The sequence below is a fragment of the Flavobacterium maritimum genome, assembly GCF_040049085.1.
GTDB lineage: Bacteria > Bacteroidota > Bacteroidia > Flavobacteriales > Flavobacteriaceae > Flavobacterium > Flavobacterium maritimum.
In genome coordinates, this window is record NZ_JBDLZY010000006.1 from 334,690 (window position 1) to 356,495 (window position 21,806).

Annotated in this window: 22 protein-coding genes; 5 read left to right on the forward strand and 17 right to left on the reverse strand. The window is 35.2% G+C overall.

Annotated features, from left to right (window positions below; all coding sequences use genetic code 11):
• The first annotated feature begins 9 nt into the window (after positions 1-9).
• The gene (gene galE, locus ABEB23_RS14735) at positions 10-1,023 is read left to right on the forward strand and encodes a UDP-glucose 4-epimerase GalE (protein WP_348813371.1); all 1,014 of its coding nucleotides are present in this window, start codon (positions 10-12) and stop codon (positions 1,021-1,023) included.
• 100 nt (positions 1,024-1,123) lie between these two features.
• On the opposite strand, the gene ABEB23_RS14740 is transcribed toward galE, so the two are convergent.
• The 7 genes from ABEB23_RS14740 to ABEB23_RS14770 form a co-directional block, all read right to left on the reverse strand.
• Positions 1,124-1,804 carry a DUF4919 domain-containing protein gene (locus ABEB23_RS14740; RefSeq protein ID WP_348813372.1) on the reverse strand — a complete coding sequence of 227 codons (681 nt, stop codon included), beginning with the start codon at positions 1,802-1,804 and terminating at the stop codon, positions 1,124-1,126.
• Between the two features lie 114 nt (positions 1,805-1,918).
• Positions 1,919-2,791 (reverse strand): ACP S-malonyltransferase, encoded by an 873-nt coding sequence (fabD, locus tag ABEB23_RS14745; protein ID WP_348813373.1) that lies wholly within the window; start codon positions 2,789-2,791, stop codon positions 1,919-1,921.
• A gap of 370 nt (positions 2,792-3,161) precedes the next feature.
• Positions 3,162-3,692: a YceI family protein gene (locus tag ABEB23_RS14750; RefSeq protein ID WP_348813374.1), complete on the reverse strand. Its 531-nt coding sequence runs from the start codon at positions 3,690-3,692 to the stop codon at positions 3,162-3,164.
• Between the two features lie 65 nt (positions 3,693-3,757).
• Positions 3,758-4,474, reverse strand: a complete 717-nt coding sequence (locus ABEB23_RS14755; protein ID WP_348813473.1) for a pirin family protein — start codon at positions 4,472-4,474, stop codon at positions 3,758-3,760.
• A gap of 432 nt (positions 4,475-4,906) precedes the next feature.
• Positions 4,907-5,482, reverse strand: coding sequence for a Crp/Fnr family transcriptional regulator (locus ABEB23_RS14760; RefSeq protein ID WP_348813375.1), 576 nt, complete (start codon positions 5,480-5,482; stop codon positions 4,907-4,909).
• Positions 5,483-5,485: 3 nt separating this feature from the next.
• Complete coding sequence (locus tag ABEB23_RS14765) at positions 5,486-5,803, reverse strand: DUF6370 family protein (RefSeq protein WP_348813376.1); 318 nt, start codon at positions 5,801-5,803, stop codon at positions 5,486-5,488.
• A 56-nt stretch (positions 5,804-5,859) separates the two neighbouring features.
• Positions 5,860-6,222, reverse strand: coding sequence for a DUF983 domain-containing protein (locus tag ABEB23_RS14770; RefSeq protein ID WP_348813377.1), 363 nt, complete (start codon positions 6,220-6,222; stop codon positions 5,860-5,862).
• Positions 6,223-6,314: 92 nt separating this feature from the next.
• Here ABEB23_RS14770 and ABEB23_RS14775 point away from each other — a divergent pair, with 92 nt between their 5' ends.
• Positions 6,315-7,178 carry an AraC family transcriptional regulator gene (locus tag ABEB23_RS14775; protein ID WP_348813378.1) on the forward strand — a complete coding sequence of 288 codons (864 nt, stop codon included), beginning with the start codon at positions 6,315-6,317 and terminating at the stop codon, positions 7,176-7,178.
• Here ABEB23_RS14775 and purT read toward each other — a convergent pair whose 3' ends face one another.
• From purT to ABEB23_RS14800, 5 genes are all read right to left on the reverse strand, one after another.
• Positions 7,179-8,339 carry a formate-dependent phosphoribosylglycinamide formyltransferase gene (purT, locus tag ABEB23_RS14780; protein ID WP_348813379.1) on the reverse strand — a complete coding sequence of 387 codons (1,161 nt, stop codon included), beginning with the start codon at positions 8,337-8,339 and terminating at the stop codon, positions 7,179-7,181.
• Between the two features lie 130 nt (positions 8,340-8,469).
• Entirely contained in the window at positions 8,470-10,329 is a 1,860-nt protein-coding gene (locus ABEB23_RS14785) for a peptidase U32 family protein (RefSeq protein WP_348813380.1), read from the reverse strand.
• Between the two features lie 260 nt (positions 10,330-10,589).
• Positions 10,590-10,946, reverse strand: coding sequence for a bleomycin resistance protein (locus ABEB23_RS14790; protein ID WP_348813381.1), 357 nt, complete (start codon positions 10,944-10,946; stop codon positions 10,590-10,592).
• Between the two features lie 202 nt (positions 10,947-11,148).
• Positions 11,149-12,354, reverse strand: a complete 1,206-nt coding sequence (locus tag ABEB23_RS14795; protein ID WP_348813382.1) for a pyridoxal phosphate-dependent aminotransferase — start codon at positions 12,352-12,354, stop codon at positions 11,149-11,151.
• Between the two features lie 110 nt (positions 12,355-12,464).
• Entirely contained in the window at positions 12,465-13,559 is a 1,095-nt protein-coding gene (locus ABEB23_RS14800) for a fatty acid desaturase family protein (RefSeq protein WP_348813383.1), read from the reverse strand.
• A gap of 108 nt (positions 13,560-13,667) precedes the next feature.
• Here ABEB23_RS14800 and rsmG point away from each other — a divergent pair, with 108 nt between their 5' ends.
• Both rsmG and ABEB23_RS14810 read left to right on the forward strand, forming a co-directional pair.
• Positions 13,668-14,297, forward strand: coding sequence for a 16S rRNA (guanine(527)-N(7))-methyltransferase RsmG (rsmG, locus tag ABEB23_RS14805; protein ID WP_348813384.1), 630 nt, complete (start codon positions 13,668-13,670; stop codon positions 14,295-14,297).
• Between the two features lie 48 nt (positions 14,298-14,345).
• The gene (locus ABEB23_RS14810; RefSeq protein ID WP_348813385.1) at positions 14,346-15,020 is read left to right on the forward strand and encodes a DUF2490 domain-containing protein; all 675 of its coding nucleotides are present in this window, start codon (positions 14,346-14,348) and stop codon (positions 15,018-15,020) included.
• Between the two features lie 104 nt (positions 15,021-15,124).
• Here ABEB23_RS14810 and pruA read toward each other — a convergent pair whose 3' ends face one another.
• From pruA to map, 5 genes are all read right to left on the reverse strand, one after another.
• Positions 15,125-16,750: an L-glutamate gamma-semialdehyde dehydrogenase gene (pruA, locus tag ABEB23_RS14815; protein WP_348813386.1), complete on the reverse strand. Its 1,626-nt coding sequence runs from the start codon at positions 16,748-16,750 to the stop codon at positions 15,125-15,127.
• 113 nt (positions 16,751-16,863) lie between these two features.
• Complete coding sequence (gene apaG, locus ABEB23_RS14820) at positions 16,864-17,250, reverse strand: Co2+/Mg2+ efflux facilitator ApaG/CorD (RefSeq protein ID WP_315162671.1); 387 nt, start codon at positions 17,248-17,250, stop codon at positions 16,864-16,866.
• Positions 17,251-17,331: 81 nt separating this feature from the next.
• On the reverse strand, positions 17,332-18,585 hold the full coding sequence (locus ABEB23_RS14825; protein ID WP_438861678.1) for a type IX secretion system plug protein: 1,254 nt from the start codon (positions 18,583-18,585) through the stop codon (positions 17,332-17,334).
• A 68-nt stretch (positions 18,586-18,653) separates the two neighbouring features.
• Positions 18,654-19,424 carry a methyltransferase domain-containing protein gene (locus ABEB23_RS14830; RefSeq protein WP_348813388.1) on the reverse strand — a complete coding sequence of 257 codons (771 nt, stop codon included), beginning with the start codon at positions 19,422-19,424 and terminating at the stop codon, positions 18,654-18,656.
• Entirely contained in the window at positions 19,424-20,242 is an 819-nt protein-coding gene (gene map / locus ABEB23_RS14835; RefSeq protein WP_348813389.1) for a type I methionyl aminopeptidase, read from the reverse strand. The genes ABEB23_RS14830 and map overlap by 1 nt, the downstream gene beginning before the upstream one ends.
• Positions 20,243-20,521: 279 nt before the next feature.
• On the opposite strand from map, the gene ABEB23_RS14840 reads away from it, so the two are divergent.
• Complete coding sequence (locus ABEB23_RS14840; RefSeq protein ID WP_348813390.1) at positions 20,522-21,799, forward strand: acetyl-CoA hydrolase/transferase family protein; 1,278 nt, start codon at positions 20,522-20,524, stop codon at positions 21,797-21,799.
• Positions 21,800-21,806 lie beyond the last annotated feature (7 nt).

Sequence of the window (21,806 nt, forward strand, 5' to 3'; positions counted from 1 at the left end):
CAACATTAAATGAAAATATTAGTAACAGGCGGTTTGGGATTTATAGGATCTCATACAGTAGTGGAATTACAGAATGAAGGATTTGAAGTCATAGTTATAGATGATTTGTCGAATACATCACTGAATGTATTAGACGGGATTCAGAGTATTACAGGAAAAGTTCCCGCCTTCGAAAAGTTAGATTTGCGCGAAAAGGATAAAGTACAGGATTTTTTCATAAGACATCATGATATTTCAGGAGTAATACATTTCGCAGCTTCAAAAGCAGTTGGTGAAAGTGTAGAGAACCCGTTGCTGTATTATGAAAACAACATCAATACTTTAGTTTATATTTTACAAGGATTGCAACAAAAAGAGGATGCCAGTTTTATTTTCAGTTCTTCCTGTACGGTTTATGGTCAGGCCGAAAAAATGCCAATTACCGAAGATGCTCCTGTTCAGACGGCCATGTCTCCTTATGGGAACACCAAACAAATAGGAGAGGAAATCATTACAGATACGACCAAAGTAACTAATATCAATGCTATTTTGTTACGTTATTTCAATCCGATTGGAGCGCATCCGTCAACTGAAATTGGAGAATTGCCTATAGGTGTACCACAAAACTTAGTGCCGTTTATTACACAGACCGGAATTGGTTTGCGCAAAGAATTATCCGTTTATGGAGACGATTATCCAACTCCTGACGGTACTGCTGTTCGCGATTATATTCATGTAGTGGATTTGGCGAAAGCCCATGTTATTGCTTTGCAACGTTTGTTGAATAAAAAGAATGTATCTAAAGTGGAGACTTTTAATCTTGGAACTGGAACGGGAAGTTCTGTTTTGGATGTAATTCAAGCTTTTGAAAAAGTTAGCGGGCAAAAATTACCTTATAAAATTGTAGCGCGTAGAGAAGGAGATATTACTTCAGCTTACGCCAATACTGATAAAGCGAATACGGTCTTAGGTTGGAAAGCAGAATCCACTCTGGAAGACGCAATGGCCAGCGCCTGGAAATGGGAGCAGAAGATTCGTTCGTAGAAATATACTGTAGTGCATCTTTATAAACAAAATCCCAAAGTATCGAGTGATAGTTTGGGATTTTTTGTTGTGAAATTTAGTTTTAAATACTTTAAAAGCCTTATTTGAAATCGTTGCTGAGATAATTCAAACAAGGACTGACATCAAAATAAAAACCAGGAATGTTGTATTGATTTTCGTCTAATTTAAGATAATCATAATGCTCAATAAGACTTTGTTCTCCTCCAAAACTAAAACCTAACATGTTTAATAAATCATATTCGTTTGATGTGGTTATGACATAAAATGCTGTCTCTTTACTTATTCCGTCACCGGAACTCATTAACGCGGTCATTATTATATTCATTTTTACAATGACTTTTTCTAATTCGGTTTCTTTGTTAAGTTGTTTTAAGCAGTAGCTTTTATAGTTAAGAGTTCTTAAATCAAAGGGATTGTCGTATAGAATTAAGTCTGATAATTTAATTATTTCCTCATAATCTTCATTTGATAATTTTTCTTTATCTATTAAAGTTCTCAGTTTTTCTGAATGTTTGGAACTGGAATAAGGAGAATAATTTTTTTGAAATGTAAAGCCATAATATAAATGCCTTTTTTCTTCTAATGTCATGGTAGTATCAGCAGCATTAAATTTGTCAACTAATTTTGAATAGTAAAATTCAGATGTTTTTTGTTTGATTTCTGACTCTATCTTTTTATAGTCAGGAGCTTCAATTTTTGTTTCTTGAGAATAAATATTTATCCAATTGATAAATAAAACAATGAAGAGTATTTTTTTCATTTTTCAGAGATTTAAGAATAATTAAAAATATAAAAAAATCCTCACAAACATCTGCTTGTGAGGATTTTTAATTTATTTAAAATCTGAATATTGAGACTGAATACTATAAGCTAGTTAAGCATTAGCTGTTGCAGCTTCTTTGTCAATTTTTCCAATTAATCCGGCTAATACTTTTCCTGGACCAACTTCAGTGAATAAAGTAGCCCCGTCTTTAATCATTTGTTGTACAGATTGTGTCCATTTTACCGGAGCAGTCAATTGAATGATTAGGTTTTTCTTGATTTCGGATGGATCAGAAACTGCGCTTGCCGTTACATTTTGATATACTGGGCAAATAGGAGTAGAGAATGTTGTTGCTTCAATAGCAGCAGCTAATTCTTCACGAGCGGGCTCCATCATTGGAGAGTGAAAAGCTCCACCAACCGGTAATAATAAAGCACGTTTTGCACCTGCTGCTTTCATAGCTTCACAAGCTTTTTCTACCGCTGTAGTTTCTCCTGAAATTACTAATTGTCCTGGACAGTTATAATTGGCAGCTACTACAATTCCGTCAATTGAAGCACAAACTTCTTCAACTATATTGTCTGCTAATCCTAAAACTGCTGCCATGGTAGATGGTTTTATTTCACAAGCTTTTTGCATGGCCAAAGCTCTTTGCGAAACCAATTTTAGTCCGTCTTCAAAAGACAAGACGCCATTGGCAACTAAAGCTGAGAATTCACCCAAAGAATGTCCTGCCACCATTTCTGGTTTAAAGTCTTCTAGGGTTTTAGCTAAAATTACCGAATGTAAAAACACTGCCGGTTGAGTCACTTTAGTTTTTTTCAATTGCTCGGCTGTTCCTTCAAACATGATGTCTGTGATGCGGAAACCTAATATTTCATTAGCTTTCTCAAATAATTCTTTAGCTAAAGGAGAGTTTTCATATAAGTCTTTACCCATTCCTGTGAACTGTGCACCTTGACCTGGAAATACGTATGCTTTCATCTGTAGTTTTTTATTGTTGTTTATTTTATCAGATGGAACGCCCAAAGAGGTATTCCATATTTTTGATTTCAATTGGGTGCAAAAATACTATTTTTTTGGCATTTATTTGGAAAGATAAAAAACAGACATAAAAGCAAACCCCTATACTTCAAAATGAAATATAGGGGTTTGTCCTAAATTGACATCACTTTTATAAAATGATTTGTAACTACGCAGAAGGTGCTCAGGTTATAAAATGCTAATTTTATAAGGTTTAGGAGGACGATTCTAAAGAGGTAGAACAATACTGCTATCCGTTTAACCTTAACTTAGAATCTTAGCAACTTAGTATCTTAACATCTTAACTACTGTACTGAGTAGTTGTAATGATTTATTGTTTCAATAATTGTAATTCAATGTTTAGACGAACGTCATCACTTACCAAAACACCTCCGGTTTCTAAAGCAGAGTTCCAGTTCAATCCCCAATCTTTACGGTTTATTTTTCCTGAAATAATTAGTCCTGCTTTGGTGTTTCCCCAAGGATCGGTCATTAGTCCACTGAATTCTACTGGAAATTTTACAAATTTTTGTACTCCACGAATTCCTAAATCACCGGCCAATTCATAATTTTCATCATCTACTTTAGAGAATGAAGAGGCTTTGAATGTTAATTTTGGATGGTTTTCAGCGTCAAAAAAGTCAGCACTTTTTAAGTGATTGTCTCTGTCTGCATTTCGAGTATCAATAGAATTGATATCAGCTGAAAATTCGATAGCTGCATTTTCGAAAGAATCCCCTTCGGTACTGATTGTTGCATCGTATTTTCCAAAATTACCGGATACATTAGTAAACATCATGTGTTTTACTTTAAAACCTATCTCTGAGTGTGTTGGGTCTATTGCCCATTTTGTTGTTGTCATAATTTTAATTTGTTGTAATTTGTTGTTTTTATAGTATGTTATAAGTTTCTCTTTTTTTCTGATTATTAAAATTGCATTGGAACTTCCATCAATAAAAATTCGGCATCAGAGGTAGCTTTTATTTTTACAGAATCGATATCCCAGATTCCAAAACCATCACGAGTGTTAAGTTCTTGGTCGTTTACAGCGATGTCACCTTTAAGAACAAACACGTATAAACCATTTCCTTTTTTCTTGATTGTATAAGGTAGTTCGATATTTTTATCAAATTTTCCTAAATGGAACCAAGCATCTTGGTGAATCGCAACACCGCCGTCTTCTGGCTTTGGTGAAACAATCTGTTGCAATTGATTGTGTCTTTCTTCTTCTTTTAGGGTAATTTGATCATAACGAGGACTAACATTTTTTTCATTTGGGAACACCCATATTTGCAAAAATTTTACTTCTTTGTCCTTGTTTTTGTTGTATTCACTGTGTTGTACTCCAGTCCCTGCACTCATTATTTGGATATCCCCTTTCTTGATTACAGTTTTGTTTCCCATGCTGTCTTGGTGTTCCAAATCCCCTTCAAGAGGAATGCTTATGATTTCCATATTGGCATGAGGGTGTGTGCCAAATCCCATTCCGGCCGATACAGTATCGTCATTTAGGACTCTTAAGGCTCCGAAGTTCATACGTTCCGGATTGTGATAGTTTGCAAAACTAAAAGTGTGATGACTGTTTAACCAACCATGATTGGCATGACCGCGAGTATTGGCTTTATGTAATACGATATTTTTCATAATTTTTGAATTTGTGTTTTGAATGTGATTAAATCCTATTGTTTCTGCTTCGTTAGTTGATAGTTTGTTGGCTATTGCGCTTCCGGTAATTACGGCACTTGTTCCGAGTAAGCTTCTTTTAATAAAATCTTTTCGATTCATAACTGTTATTTTGGTGATACAAAGATATAACTGATTGACTTGTAATGTACTTAACCTAGATTAAGAAATGAAAATAATGAAATTGGGAGCTAATTGGCTGTTGCGTTTACGCTAATTATGGCCCTCGTTTCCAGTAAACTTTTTCTACTAATTATTTTTCGATTCATAACTGTTATTTTGATGGTACAAAGATACAGCCGGTCGATTTGGAATCTACTTAACCTAGATTAAGAAATAAAAAACCCGACAGATTTTGTAGATCTGTCGGGTTTAAGTGGAATAAGGAATTTTTTATTTTTTGAGTAACCTTGCTTTCATTTTACTGAAAAATTCTGGAGTTACACCTATATAGGAAGCGATTTGTTTTTGAGGAAGGCAATTGACTAATTCTTTATATTTTTTGGTAAACTTGTCATATCGCGCTTCTGCGGTAAAACTCAAGTTGTCAATTAAACGTTGCTGATTGGCTACGAGTGAGTTTTCGATAAGAATTCTGAAGAAACGTTCCATTTTTGGAATGGTATTGTACAACTGTTCTTGGTTTTCTTTTGATAAAAGAATCACTTCAGCATCTTCATTTACCTCAATGTATAATTGTCCCGGACGTTGAGAAAGATAACTGTACATGTCAGCAATCCACCAACCGGGGCAGGCAAAACTCATTACATGTTCTACGCCATTTTCATCAATCGTGTAACTGCGTAAAATACCTTTGGTAACAAAAAAAGAATAGGTACAAACTTCAGCCTCTTTTAGCAGAATGGTTTTAGCTTTATAGGTTTTGGTTTCTGTTAACGATAAAAAAAGTGTCTGTTCTTCCGGAGTCAGTGAGACATGTTTAGCAATATTTTCAAGAATTAAATTCACAGACTAATTTTTAGGAAGTAATTTAAAAGACGTCGCTTTGAATCGATTGTCGGTTACTTCTCCAACGACTTCTGCTTTTCTGATGGCAGCGCAAAAACCGTCTTCGGCATGTGCATCACCATGGGAATCGATAGAACTGCCATCAACAAAATAAGTTTTTCCATCTATTCGAATGGCCAATTCGCAGCCGTGTCCTTCCATTCCAAATTGACATTGTCCGCAGGAAGCTTCTACAATTTGAGATTTAGGTTGCTCTTTTTTATCTTGTGCATTTGTTGTTATTGCTGTCAATATGAATAACAGGTATAGTAGCTTTTTCATGTTCTAAGAAATTAGTTTTGCTAAGATAACTGTTTTTATGGGGAGCTGTAAAATTTTTAGATGGAATAATTTTTAAACATATAAATCCATAATAATCGCGAAAATCGAATGTTAAAAGAAGATAAGGCGATAATTGTACCTGCAATAATAGGGATCATTCTCAAATCGAATGTTTCTTTAAAGAATAAATGAGCAATTAGATATGTTGCAATTCCTTGTGCTACCGTTAAACCGTAATTTACATACATGGCTCCGAAGAAATAGCCCGGTTCTTTTTCAAATTTATAATTGCAATGCGAACAATATGCATTCATTTTAGGAAATCCAAGATTGAAGAAAATGTTTTTTTCATTAAAAACTTTACCTTCGTGACAATGAGGGCAGTCGTTATTTAGGATGTGGACGATGGCGTGTGACATTTTAATAATTTTTTCCAAAGGTATTTCATATTGGTTTCCTGAATGTTTTCTATATTCGCTAATTATAGCACAATAAAGACATTGGGTGAAGTATGAAAAAATATCCTATTTACAATATTCAACGGTTTAACGATAGTGCAGTGAATAGTGATTTGTATATTAATACTTTTAAAAATCATTTAATCAATCACAGTTTTGTTGAAGAGCCGCATCGGCACAATTCGTATGTACTGGTATTTTTTACCAATGGTTCCGGAACACATGAAATTGATTTTACAACGTTTCATATTCAAGCGGGGAGTATGTTTTTTTTACAGCCCGGACAAATGCATCATTGGAATTTATCAGACGATATTGAAGGGTTTGTTATTTTCTATTCTCAGGAAATGTATAATCTTTATTTTGGTCAAAAAAGTATTGATGAGTATCCTTTTTATTCTTCTGTAAACAACAAACCCGAAATGGTTTTTGATCAAGCCGAATCAAAAGCAATAGTTCCTTATTTTGATAGTATGATTTCTGAAATTAGAGGAAATAAAATGTTGAAACAGGATAAGATTATGAATCTTTTGGATATTATTCATATTGAGATTGCCCGAAAATATAATGTAACCCATCTTTATGAAGCACATTCGTATAATGTGAAAATTAAGGACTTTGAAGTGCTTTTAGAAGGGTATTTTAAAACACAAAAACTGCCCTCTTTTTATGCTTCACGGCTTCATATTACGTTAAAGCATTTGAACAGAATATGCAACGAGATCCTGAAAAAGACCACAACCGAAGTGATAATCGATCGGGTTATTCTCGAAACTAAGCGAATGTTGATGGATAAAAAATTGACTGTAAACGAAATCGCCACAGCTGTAGGCTATGACGATTATTCTTATTTTACACGATTATTCAAAAAGCATGTTGGAATGACGCCGACCGCTTTCCGGATTTCTAAACAATAATTAGGAATTGACAGTTACGAGGGAAGCAGCTTTTTTGGCTCTTTCAACAATTTCTTCAATTGGAGTTTCTAAAGTGTCATGTGCTAAAGCCACTCCCATTCTTCGATAAGGTCTTGAGCTGGGTTTTCCAAAGATTCTAAAATCAGTTTTGGATAAAGCAGCTATATTTTCAATTCCGAAATAAGTAGGATTTGTTGAATGTTCCGAAGCTAAAATAACAGCACTCGCTCCGGCTTTTTCTAATATGATTTCTGAAATGGGTAAACTTAAAATCGCACGTAAATGCAATTCGAATTCGTTGAAATTTTGTGTTCCTGCCAACGTCACCATTCCGGTGTCATGGGGCCTTGGCGATAATTCTGAGAAATAAACGCCATCATCAGCTAAGAAAAATTCAACTCCAAAAAGTCCTGCGCCGCCCAAAGCTTCGGTAACTTTTTCGGCCATGTCTTGTGCTTCATATAAATCTTTGTCGGAAATTCGGGCAGGTTGCCAGCTTTCCTGGTAGTCTCCACGTTCTTGACGATGGCCAATCGGTGCACAAAACAGAGTTGGGTTGTTGTTTTGAGCAATAGTTAGCAAGGTAATTTCTGAATTGAATTTTACAAAAGCTTCTACGATTACTTCTACAACGTCTCCACGAGAACCTTCAACGGCGTAATTCCACGCTTTTTCAATATCAGCTTCTGTTTTGATAGTGGATTGTCCTTTTCCAGAGGAAGACATTAATGGCTTTACCACACATGGAATTCCAACTTCCAATACTGCTTTTTGCAATTCTTCAGCTGTGGTGGCATAACGGTAATTGGCGGTTTTTAATCCTAATTCCTTTGCGGCCAAATCACGTATTGCTTTTCTGTTCATGGTAAAATTGGCAGCTTTTGCCGAAGGGACTACTGTGATGCCTTGCTTTTCGTATTCGTAAAAACGTTCGGTACGAATCGCTTCTATTTCCGGAACAATAAAATCGGGTTTGTGTTTAGCTACTATTCGGTCTAGGGCTTCTCCGTCGAGCATATTGATAACTTCAAATTCGTGGGCGACTTGCATGGCCGGTGCATTTTCGTAACTGTCAACTGCAATGATGGTTTGTCCGATTCGTTGCGCAGCGATTACAAATTCCTTTCCTAATTCGCCTGAGCCTAGTAGTAGTATTTTCATGTTTCAATTTGTTAGGGACAGCTCGCGAGCTGTCCGTACTGGATTTTTTTGTGTGCGGGATTATGGTCACGCCCAAATTTAAGAAAAAAACCGATGGCTTTATTTTATAAGCCATCGGTTTTGGTAGGTATTAATCTTCCTCAATTTCAAATTCGGCATCTTTTTCCCAAATTTCCATTTCACAAGGTTTGCAATTGAATTTCAATTTGTATTCTAATTCTCCTTGTTTTAACACCAATGGTTCTTTTAGTTTGGTTTCCATGGTATCTCTGTGGTATTTAGGACATTTTTCCAATTCGTATTTGATGCAATATTTAGTGGTCATTACACGGGATTTTCCTGGATCCCATTGCAATTCAAATGCTTTTTCAATTTCGGTAACACCGTGTCGTTCGTAAAATTTACGTGCAATCTTGTTGGAAACATTGTACATGAAATCCAATTTGGTTTCCGGATATGGATGTGATGTTTTTACGATTTGATGTTCTTCACGTTTGTAATTGGTCAAACGAATTTCTGACAATTGCTCATAAACGGTTCTGCGCATTTCGTTGATTTTAGAAATAGGAAGGAACCAGTTTTCTGAGAACATCACATTGATTTCATCAGCAGTATAAGGCGTAAAACCTGTTTTGGCCAATTGTGTTTTGATATTTTCGGTAATAGACTGATTGTTTTTGGTTTGTTCTTTAGCGTGGACCAAATGAACGGTACTCACATTGCCATCTTCATCGGTAGCTATTAATTCAAAACCAGTTTCGTTTTCGGTCAACAATAAGGTAGTGCTTATTTTTCTCACAGCACTGTCTTCCCGTTCCACGATTTTAATGAAAGCGGCGTCATTGTTGCGATAAATGAAGGTTCCCGGAGCAATTTCTTTCAGGACGTTTGGGTAAGCCAAACCATTTTCAACTTTGTTTACATAAATACCATCAGCTTCATTGTTTTCGTTGATAAAACAAAGTCCATCACCATTGTTCAATAAATGCCCGTTTTCTATTTCATATGAATTTCCGATGGTTTTGATCAGTTTTCCAATGTATTGTCCTTTAGATTTTGGACTTTCCCACGAACCAATTGAGCTGTGACGTTCATTAACGAAATAATCGGTATAACCACGGTTAAAGGTGCGATTTAAAGCTGAATCAAAAGTATATGTACATTTACCCGAAGAAGCTTTGGTGTATTTATCGTTGCCTTCCAGAAAAGCTTCCAGTTTTTGACGTAAGTAAGAAACGTTGTTTTTTACATAGACGATATCTTTTAGACGGCCTTCAATTTTGAAGGAGCAAATTCCGGCTTCTATTAGATTTGGAATTTGGTCAGAAACGTCAAAATCTTTAATAGAAAGCAAGTGACTGTTTTTGATTAAAGTATCGCCATGACCATCGATTAAGTTGTATGGCAAGCGGCAATTTTGTGCACAGGAACCTCGGTTGGCAGAACGCTCGCCATTGGCCACGCTCATATAGCAGTTTCCGCTGAATGATACGCACAACGCACCGGTCACAAAGAACTCCAATTCGACATCTGAAGCATCACTTATTTCTTTGATTTGGTGCAAGTTCAATTCACGGGCGAGTACCACACGTTTAATTCCTGCATCAGCGAGAAACTTAATTTTATCGGCATCCCTGTTGTTGGCTTGTGTACTGGCGTGCAACACGATGGGAGGTAACTCCATTTCCATGATTGCCATGTCTTGTATGATGAGTGCATCAACACCTATATGGTACAATTCCCAAATCATCTGGCGACAAGTTTCGAGTTCGTTGTCGTAAAGAATGGTATTGATTACTACAAATACTTGGGCGTTGTATAAATGGGCATATTTTACTAATTCGGCTACGTCTTCAATCGAGTTGGTAGCGTTAGAACGCGCACCGAATTGTGGCGCACCAATATAAACTGCATCGGCACCACTGTTGATGGCTGCCATACCGTGAATCAAATCTTTTGCCGGAGCAAGTATTTCTATCTTTTTTTTCATCTGTCGCTGATGATAATTTATTTATTTCTAAAACTTTAGGATTTTTGGCTTTCGCCTAAAAAAGTTTGCAAAGTTCTTATAAATTATCCGAGTTTTCTAATTCAGGCATGGATTTTTTGGAAATAACTGTGTTAAAAGAAAAAACGATAATTAAAATGGATTAAGTGCCGTTGAAGTTTTCTTTCTGTTTTTGTGGTTTGAAACAATTATTGTAATTAATAAGCGTAGGGACAGCTCGCGAGTTGTTCCTACTAAATTTGTTATAAACTTTGTCCGAAAGTGAGTAAGTTATTGTCAGGATCGAGTATCGAAAATTCCTTTTGTCTCCAAGGTTTGATTTGCAAATGTCCTGATGGATGAATGCTTACATTGTGGTTTAACAAAGTTCGATACAATTGGTCGATGTTGTCGGTACGAATGTATACTTGACCATAATTTTCTTTTGGATCAATTGTTGCAAATTCAAAAAAATGAATTTGAATACTGTCTTTTTGAACCATTAAATAACCGTCAAAATCTGCGCTGCCAAATTCTTCGAAACCTAATTGATTAACATAAAAATCACGTGTAATTGTTTTGTTACGCATGGGTAGTTTGGGGTTAATGTCGGTCAGCATATTGATTTTGATTTTAATTATTGAATACGAATCAAATATAAGAATAATGGGATTTGTTTTTATGCGGAGGGACAACGCGGGAGTTGTCCTTGCAAATTGCGTTAGTATGGAGTGTGGGTGTGGTAAAAAAAAAGTTTAAAGTTCAAAGTAATGAAACTTTGAACCTTAAACTTTATATAATAAACCTTAAGTGTTTTTTGTTTTATGCAGGAACTTCAGTTAATGTAACCGCGTCTTTGATTCTGCGTAATGCTTCTTTTAGTAATTCTTCGCTGGTAGCATAAGAAAAACGAATACAGTTTGGATTACCAAAAGCATCACCAGTTACGGTAGCTACATTGGCTTCGGCCAAAAGGTACATAGAGAAATCATTGGCATCCTTAATAACTGTACCTCTCAATGTTTTTCCAAAGAAAGAAGATACATCTGGAAATACGTAGAATGCTCCTTCTGGAACATTGATTTTGATTCCTGGAATTTCTTTCAATAATCCAACCACTAAATCTCTACGGCTATGGAAAGCATCAACCATGTGTTTCAATACACTTGGATCTGCATCAACGGCAGTAATGGTAGCGCGTTGTGCAATACTGTTTGCACCACTGGTTACTTGTCCTTGAATTTTTGTACACGCTTTAGCAATAAATTCTGGAGCGCCGATATATCCAATTCTCCATCCTGTCATAGCGAAAGCTTTTGCTACACCATTTACAGTAATTGTTCTGTCAAGCATTCCTGGAATTGAACCGATACTGCAAAAAGTTCCTGAGAAATTGATATGTTCATAGATTTCGTCGGCAACAACAAAAATGTTTGGATGTTTTTCCAATACTTTAGCCAATGCAGTTAATTCTTCTCTGTTGTAAACAGATCCACTTGGGTTACAAGGAGAACTGAACCACATCATTTTTGTTTTTGGTGTGATAGCTGCTTCTAATTGTTCTGGTGTGATTTTGAAATCCGTATCTACAGAAGTTGGAACTTCTACAGGTACACCACCTGATAATTTTACGATTTCAAAATAAGAAACCCAGTATGGTGCAGGTAAAATTACTTCGTCACCATCGTTTAACATCACTTGAGCAATGTTGTATAAAGATTGTTTAGCTCCTGTTGAAACTACAATTTGAGATGGTTTGTAATCTAAACCATTGTCTCTTTTGAATTTTCTGCAAATTGCTTCTTTTAAATCACCATATCCTTCAACTGGAGAATAAGTGCTGTAGTTTTCATCGATAGCTTTTTTTGCTGCTTCTTTGATGAAGTCTGGTGTATTGAAATCAGGTTCACCTAAGCTTAAACTGATAATGTCTTTTCCTTGTGCTTTTAATTCTCTAGCTAAAGCAGCCATAGCTAATGTTTGCGACGTAGACAGATTGTTAATTCTGTCTGAAAGTAGATTGTTCATTAAATTTGTGTTGAATACCCCGAGTTTCCAATTGGAAAGTAGGGGAGGTTAATTATTGTTTTTTAGTTTTTTAATGTTTTATAGCGATATACTGTAGTACATCTTGATTTTTATATAAGCTCCGGTTTCATTCCCAAATCTTTTAAATGTTTGAAATGTGCTACAACGGCAGATCTCATCGTTTTGTATTCGTAATAGGGTAAGTTGCATTCTTTAGCGGTTTCTTTTACAATTTTTGCAATTTTACCGTAATGAATGTGACTGATATTTGGGAAAATATGGTGCTCAATTTGGTGATTTAAACCGCCTGTATACCAATTGACAAGTTTGTTTTTTGGCGCAAAATTGGTTGTGGTGAACAATTGGTGAATAGCCCAAGTGTTTTCGATTTCTCCATTTTCATTTGGAACAGGATTAGTTGTTTCTTCAACTACGTGTGCTAATTGAAAAACAACACTCAATATAAGTCCGGCAGTGTAATGCATAACAAAGAAACCAATAAGTACTTTCCACCATGTGATTCCAATAACTATAGGTAACACAATCCAAATAGAAACGTAGATTATTTTTGTGATGATTAGCGTAGTCCAAAGTATTTTTGGGCTTTTTGGTTCTCCATAGGATAATTTTCTTTTCAGATAATTTCTCATTTGCTTAAAATCGGTAGTGATAGCCCAATTGAAAGTTAATAAACCATATAAAAAAACGGAGTAATAGTGTTGAAAGCGATGGAAACTATGCCATTTTGCTTCTTTTGTAAATCGGATGATTCTTCCGGCATCAAGATCCTCATCATGTCCTGGAATGTTGGTGTAGGTGTGGTGCAAAACATTATGTTGCACTTGCCAATTGTGTACATTTCCTGCCAAAACATAAATAGAGCCGCCCATGATTTTATTTACCCAACTTTTATTGGAATAAGATCCGTGGTTCCCATCATGCATTACATTCATTCCAACTCCGGCCATACCGATTCCGATGACGATTGTTAAGAGTAAATGTGCCCAAAAAGGCATGTCAAGTGTAAGGATTAAAAAGTAAGGTGCCAGAAAAACGGTGAATAGAATTATTGCTTTTAAATGCAATTTCCAATTTCCTGTTTTTTGGATATTGTTTTCTTTGAAATAGCTGTTTACCCGTGAGTTAAGCGTTCTGAAAAATTTCAGATTATCTTGCTTTGCAAATGTAGGTGAGGTGTTGATCATATATTTTTTTAATAATCCCCAAAGATAATTATTATAAATTTTCAATATGCAAAATTGAGTTAAATATTTCAAAGGGAAAAAGAGTACTTTTGTTAAAAAAATAGCGTAATGGACGAGATTCTTAAGTATTTTCCTAATTTGACTGATATTCAGAAAGATCAGTTCCAAAAGTTGGATTTTTTATATCATGATTGGAATGAAAAAATAAATGTTATTTCCAGAAAAGATATTGATGCTTTGTATACGAAGCACATTTTGCATTCGTTGGGAATTGCAAAAATTATAAATTTTGAACCGGGTACTTATGTTTTAGACGTGGGTACTGGTGGTGGATTTCCAGGAATTCCGTTGGCGATTCTTTTTCCGGAAACCCGTTTTTATTTAATAGATGTTATTGCCAAGAAAATAAAAGTGGTTCAGGCTGTTGCAGATGCCTTGGAATTAAAAAATGTGAAAGCAGAACAAATACGTGCCGAAAATGTAAAAGGTGATTTTGATTTTATTGTAAGTAGGGCGGTGACTAATATGCCGGATTTTGTTTCTTGGGTCAAGGGTAAAATTAAAAAACAACAGAAACACGAATTAAAAAACGGTATTCTTTACCTTAAAGGTGGTGATTTGACCGAGGAGCTAAAGGATTTTCCGAAAGCAACACAATATGATTTAGCTGATTTCTTTGAAGATGAATTCTTTGAGACTAAAAAAGTAGTGCATTTGCCGTTGAAATTTACGGTATAAATCCGGTCTATTATATAAATTCTTAACGTTAAAACAATTCAAAATTAAATGATAAACAAAGTGCGATCATTGTGCTTTTTGTTGTTGCTGTTTTTAACAGCTAATATAAATGCGCAAGACTCTGAAGTAGGAAATTGGTTTATGTATGTTGGTAACCAAAAAATAAATAATCGATTTAATTGGCATAACGAAGTGCAATATCGAAACTATAATTTCATAGGGGATCTCGAGCAACTGCTTATAAGAACCGGTTTGGGTTACAATTTGTCTGAAAATAATAATAATGTGTTGCTTGGATATGCTTACATTCATTCAGAACCTTATGTGCAAGGAACCAATGATAAGTTAAAAACGGATGAACACAGAATCTTTCAGCAATTTATAACGAAACAAAAGTTCGGAAGAGTAAATTTTCAACACCGATATCGTTTTGAACAACGATTTATTGAAGATGATTTTAAAATGCGTTTGCGTTATTTCCTCTCTTTGAATATTCCTCTAAACAAAAAAAGTTTGGAGAAAAATGCTGTTTATGCTTCGGCGTATAACGAAATTTTCATCAATACAGAAGGAAATTATTTTGATAGAGATCGTATTTATGGAGGTGTTGGATATTGTTTAAGCGAAAATTTTAAAGTTGAGGCTGGTGTAATGGCACAAATTTTACCAGACAGGAGTAGGACTCAATTTCAAATTATGATTTTCAATAATTTGCCTTTTTAAATTTTAATATTGAAAAAAAACAAAACCCACAAGAATTCAAAAATAATTTGATTCTTGTGGGTTTTTTAATAGTTCTACTTTTTATATCTAAACTTAGAAAAGTATTATCCTAAAAATGGATATCTGTAATTTTCTGGAGTAACAAAGGTTTCTTTGATAGTTCTTGGAGAAACCCAACGCAACAAGTTCAATACAGATCCTGCTTTGTCATTAGTTCCTGAAGCTCTTGCTCCACCGAAAGGTTGTTGACCAACAACGGCTCCTGTAGGTTTGTCGTTAATGTAGAAATTACCAGCAGCATTTTCTAATGCTTTCATAGCGTATTCAATAGCATAACGATCCTGACTTAAAACAGCTCCTGTCAATGCGTACTCAGAAGTTGAATCAACCAAAGCTAAAGTTTCTTCCCATTTAGCATCTTCGTAAACATAAATAGTCAATACTGGTCCGAATAATTCGGTTTCCATTGTAGAGTATTTAGGATTGGTAGTTACGATAACTGTAGGCTCAATAAAATAACCAACAGATTTGTCGTAATTTCCTCCGGCAATAATTTCAGCATCAGCATCTTTTTTAGCCTGATCTATAAAACTAGCCAGTTTGTCAAACGAAACTTCTGAAATTACAGAAGAAACAAAATTTGTTGTGTCTCCTGGTGATCCCATTTTCATTGAAGCCAAATCAGCCACTAATAACTGTTTTACTTCAGGCCAGATTGATTGCGGGATGTATGCTCTTGAGGCAGCAGAACATTTTTGTCCTTGGTATTCGAAAGCTCCTCTTGAAAGTGCCGTAGCAACTTGAGCAGGAATTGCTGATGAATGTGCCACTACGAAATCTTTACCTCCAGTTTCACCTACGATTCTTGGGTATGTTTTGTAATTGCTGATGTTGTGACCGATTTTTCCCCAGATGTCATTAAATACACGAGTTGATCCTGTAAAGTGGATTCCGGCAAAGTCACGACTTGCAAGAAGTGTTTCTGAAATCATTGCTGAATCACCATTAACTACATTGATTACACCATCTGGTAAACCTGCTTTTTTGAAAACTTCCACAATTACATTCGCAGAGTAAACTTGTGTAGCACTTGGTTTCCAAATGACAACGTTACCCATTAATGCTGGAGCAGCTGGTAAATTACCTGCGATTGCCGTAAAGTTAAACGGGGTAATGGCATATATAAAACCTTCAAGAGGTCTGTGTTCTAATCTATTCCAAACTCCTTCTGAAGAAGCTGGTTGCTCAGCATAAATTTGAGCCATGAATTGCGCATTAAAACGCAAGAAATCTATAAATTCACAAGCAGCATCAATTTCAGCCTGGTGTACTGTTTTTGCCTGAGCAATCATAGTGGCAGCATTTATCTTTGCACGGTAAGGTCCAGCAAGTAATTCAGCAGCTTTTAAAAAGATTGAAGCTCTGTGCTCCCAAGATAAATTAGCCCATTTCTTTTTGGCTTCTAAAGCCGTAGCAATAGCTTTTTCAACATGTTCTTTTGTGGCTTCATGATAATGTCCAACTACATGTTTGTGGTCGAAAGGAGGGTTGATCGGTTTGGTGTTTCCTGTACGGATTTCTTCTCCACCAATGTATAAAGGAACATCTACGGTTTCACTGTACATTTTTTTGAAAGTGGCTAGAACTTCTTCTCTTTCCGGACTTCCGGGAGCGTAGGACTTAACGGGTTCGTTAAACGCTTTAGGGATGTTGTAAATTCCTTTTGGCATATCGAATGGATTTTAATTGTAATTAAAAATAAAACTCAGTAAATCAAATAATTTGACGCAAAAATACGACGATATTTTAAAATATTGTTATTTTTAACAAAATTTAAGTCAAATTAATTTAAAGCAAAAGGGGCGCTCAATCTGAAAGTAGGTACAATAACTTTGAAGGTTTTTGTAGTAGTAAAATTAACCATATCAAAATGTCCTTTCATGGCACCGTGAGGAGATGATAATAAACAGCCAGAACTGTAAATGTGAAATTCGCCAGGTTTTAAAACTGGTTTTTTGCCAATTACGCCTTCGCCATCAACCACTTCTAAATCATTAAGGGAGTCGTAAATTTCCCAATGTCTCGAAGTTAATTGAACGGAATCCTTGCTGTGATTTTCGATTTTAATTTCATAACTAAAGGCAAAATGAATTCTGTAGTTTTTGAAGTAAGTGCCTTCAAAACTAGTCAAAACGGAAATTTTTATACCTCTTGTTATTTGAGAAACCATATTAAAGTATTAAATATGTGTTTAATATGGACAAATTTACAAAAAATTGATTTCGTTCAGTCAATTTTTAGAATGTTTTTTTTAATTGGTGATATTTAATGAGTTTGCGGTTCCTTTTCCAATCACCCTGTCGTATCGGTCGTTATTTTCCTTGTAATAAACAAGAACAGTATATTCATTTTCAGTTTGGTAGAAATTTCCGTCAATAGCATTTTCGAAGTCAATATTTCCTTTGTCGTCTGCTATTGTATATTGAAAATTTGTAGTCCCTTGTTTTATTAAAACTGCTTTTTCAAAAATTGCTTTTTCAGAATTATAATCCATTTTGTATTCTGAACTGAGGCTGTAATTATTAAAATTCCCGGTAATATAGATGTTTTTATTCATTCTAAAAGTTGGAGCGGAAAGACTAAAATAGACCCATGCATAATCGGCTTCAATATCACTGTTTTCTGCGTTCAAGTTGCGAGCCGCAAAATTACCATTAATGTCTTCGGTGACTGAATACGGGAAATTAGCTCTGGCATTATTTGTATATAATCGTGAATTATACAGCGATTCGTTGTAGTCAACTCGTGCTACATTATTATTGGCTGCCCGGAGGTCTTTGTTGTCAAAAAACAAAAATTCATTTCCTGCCCAAAATTGAGTTTGTGTCTCATATTTGTAAATTAGATCGTTCCCAATTGTGTATTGGGGAGGGATATTCTTGATTTCAGTTGCAAATTGTCCGTTTTGAAGCAAGACTACCTTTACGTTTTTTATGGGGTTCTGGAAATTAAAGGCATTCGTTTTTATAATAAATTCCAGATTGTGTTTGGATTCCAAATAGCGAACCGTTCGTGGTCTTTTTACTTGAATGAGAACGACAGCAGGATTTTCATAGAGAATAAATTTTCTTGAAAAAACAACTTCTTTGTCTTCGTTTAAAACTTTCAGAATATAATTACCACTTATACGTAATTTGGTGTACTCATTAGGGATTGATAAGGTATAGTGGGAATAGGTCTGCAAGGTATTGAAGGAATTTGAATAGTCCTGAATTCGCTGGGTATCAAAACCTTGTAAATAGTCGCTTTTTGGGATATCTGAAGGAATCCAATTGTAATCACAATGGGTTATTTCGTAGTAGTAATTCGCTTCATTGCCAAACAGGTCATCAAATTCCAACTGAAAGCCATCTCCAAAAGGAAAAATTGGATTGACATTTTCGTTGTTTTGTACAAAAGTGACTGTCTTGATGTTATAGGGTGGAGTAACCTCATTTTGCACTTGGGCAGAAACTGAAGTGATGAGGAAAAGAAACATTATTTTTCGAAAAAAAGAAATCGGCATAATGGTCTAATTATAATAATGTAAATATAACGAATTATGCCGCTCTATCGTATCTAAAAAAAACGATTCTATTTGAAACAAACAGGAATGATTTCGCCTTTTGCCAAACAGTATTTTTCTACCAATTCTGGAGCTATTTTGTTGGTGTAATCTTCTTCGACAACTTTAAAACCAATACTTCTTAGTTTGTCAAAATAATCGTAACCATAAATACGAACATGATCATACTGGCCGAAGATTTTGGCGCGTTCTTTCTGGTCTGTAATACTGTCGTCAGCAAAAGTTACAGCTCTGGATAATTCCTGTGGAATTTGTAAAATCGCCATACCTCCTGGTTTTAACACTCTGTATAATTCTTGCATCGCTTTGGTGTCATCCGGAATGTGTTCTAAAACGTGGTTGCATAGAATAACATCGTATTGATTATCTTCGAAAGGCAAATTGCATATATCTGCTTTTACATCGGCCAAAGGAGAAAATAAATCTGTTGTGGTATAATCCAGATTTTTTTGATTTCGAAACAATTTATAGAAAGCTTGTTCTGGCGCAAAATGCAATACTTTCTTTTTTTCTTTTGACGTAAAAAAATCGGTTTTGTCATTTAGATATAACCATAACAAACGGTGTCTTTCTAAGGAGAGAGTACTTGGAGAAAGCACATTGTTTCTTTGGGTTCCATAACCGTAAGGTAGGAACATTCGAAAACTCTTTCCATCGATAGGGTCGGTGAATGTATTTCCTTTTAGTGCCAGTGCAAGAACTGGACGTGCCACGTAGCTTAGACGAATAAGAATAGGACGCGGAATAGTATTGAGTACAAGTTTAAAGAGTTTTTTCATTATAGAACTAAAGGTGTTTTTCTAAATTCATCCTCTTCGTTACTCACAATTCCTAATGCTTTATAGATATACCCGAAAGTAGATAAGATTTCAGGCTTCCCATCAATAATGGCTACGTCGTGTTCGAAATGTGCACTTGGTTTGCCATCAGCCGTAAGGATTGTCCAGCCGTCTTTTAATTGTTTGATGTTTCTTGTTCCCATGTTAATCATCGGTTCAATAGCTACAACCATTCCTTCTACCAAAAGTTTTCCGCGGCCACGTTTTCCGTAGTTTGGCATTTCAGGATCTTCATGCATTTTTTGTCCAACACCGTGCCCTACTAATTCACGAACGACACCATACCCATGTGCTTCAGTATATTTTTGAATAGCACTTCCTACATCTTCAACACGATTTCCAGCTTTTAATTCACGTATACCAACGTATAATGATTCTTTGGTTACCTGCAATAGTTTTTTTACTTCTGGAGCAACTTCTCCAATTTCAAATGAATAAGCGTGATCTCCATGATATCCGTTTTTATAAGCACCACAGTCTACTGATATTACATCTCCGCTCTCTAGCGGTTTGTTGTTTGGAATTCCATGAACCACTTGTGCATTTGGACTCATGCAAAGGGAATTTGGAAATCCGTATAGACCAAGAAAACTTGGTTCAGCACCGTGATCACGAATGAATTCTTCGGCTAATTTGTCTAAATATAAAGTGGTTACTCCTTCTTTGATTTCAGAAGCAATCATTCCTAATGTTTTTGATACGATTAATGCACTTTCTCGCATTAATTCTATTTCTTCACGTGATTTTACAATAATCATAATTTCGAATTTTCAGTTTGCAAAAGTACAATTTTACCAGAACTTTTAATAGCAAATATTTGTTAATAAAAAAGTTGCCTTATTTGCAGATATAAAATAGATTTTCTAAAAGTACTATCAGGAAACTACATGGAAGCTAAATTGGTTTATTTTGCTTTGTATGGTGTTTTTTCAATGTTTTTTCGCAAAATTTTGCTTCAATATTTAGATAAAATTGAGAATATTTTAAAGAAAAGTATTTTTGAAGTATCTTTATAAAGATTTAATTAAATGATTTTTATGGGTAAATATGTAACAGCAGAAGAGGCGGTAAAAATTGTAAAATCAAATGACAGGATCTATGTCCAGGCGGCTGGAGCAACTCCAACAATTTTAACTAATGCGCTTACAGAAAGAGCTTCAGAATTAAGAAATGTTGAGATTTGTCATTTGCATACCGAAGGACCGGCGGCTTACGCTAATCCCGAATTGGCTGAGAGTTTTCATGTAAATTCTTTTTTCATTGGTAAAAACGTGCGGCATACTTTAGCGGCCGGAAATGGTTCTTATACTCCTGTTTTTTTGAGTGAATTACCACGTTTGTTCCGAAAAAAAGTTTTGCCTTTGGATGTAGTTTTTATTCATGTGTCTCCTCCGGATATTCATGGATATTGTTCTCTTGGTGTTGCTGTAGAGGCTTCCATAGCGGCTATAGAAAGTGCTAGAATCGTGATTGCTCAAGTGAATCCTCAAATGCCAAGAACTTTTGGAGACGGGATTCTTCATATTTATGAAATTGATTACTTAGTTGATGTGGAAATGTCAATCTATGAGAAAGAAGAAGATGTTATTTCTCCGGTAGAAGCAAAAATAGGAAGTTTTGTTGCCTCTTTAATTGAAGATGAAAGCACCTTGCAGTTAGGGATTGGTTCTATTCCTAATGCCGCTTTAGCTAATTTAACGAATCATAAAAATCTGGGATTGCACACTGAAATGTTTTCAGATGGTGTTATTGATTTGATTTTGAAAAATGTTATCAATTGTAATTACAAGGGAGTGTCCAGAGGAAGAGTTTTAGCTACTTTTATGCTTGGTTCAAAAAAGTTGTATGATTTTGCTAATGACAATCCTTTTATTGAATTAAAAGAATCGTCCTATGTTAATGATACTGCAAAGATCAGAAAGAATCCTAAGATGGTAGCTGTCAATTCAGCTATTGAAGTTGATGTTACAGGACAAGTATGTGCTGATTCGATAGGGAGTAATATGTATTCGGGTGTAGGAGGGCAAATGGATTTTATTCGAGGAGCTTCTTTGAGTGAAGGTGGAAAAGCTATAATTGCATTGCCTTCAATAACTAAAAATGGAGACAGCAGAATTGTTCCTTTTTTAAAACAAGGTGCTGGTGTGGTTTCTACTCGTTCTCATGTTCAATATATAATTACAGAAAACGGCATTGCTGATTTATATGGAAAAACACTAAAACAACGTGCGGTTGAGATGGTAAAAATTGCTCATCCGAATCATCAGGAATGGATTGAAAAAACCTACTTTGATTTAGCAAACACTCTTAAATAAAAAAAAG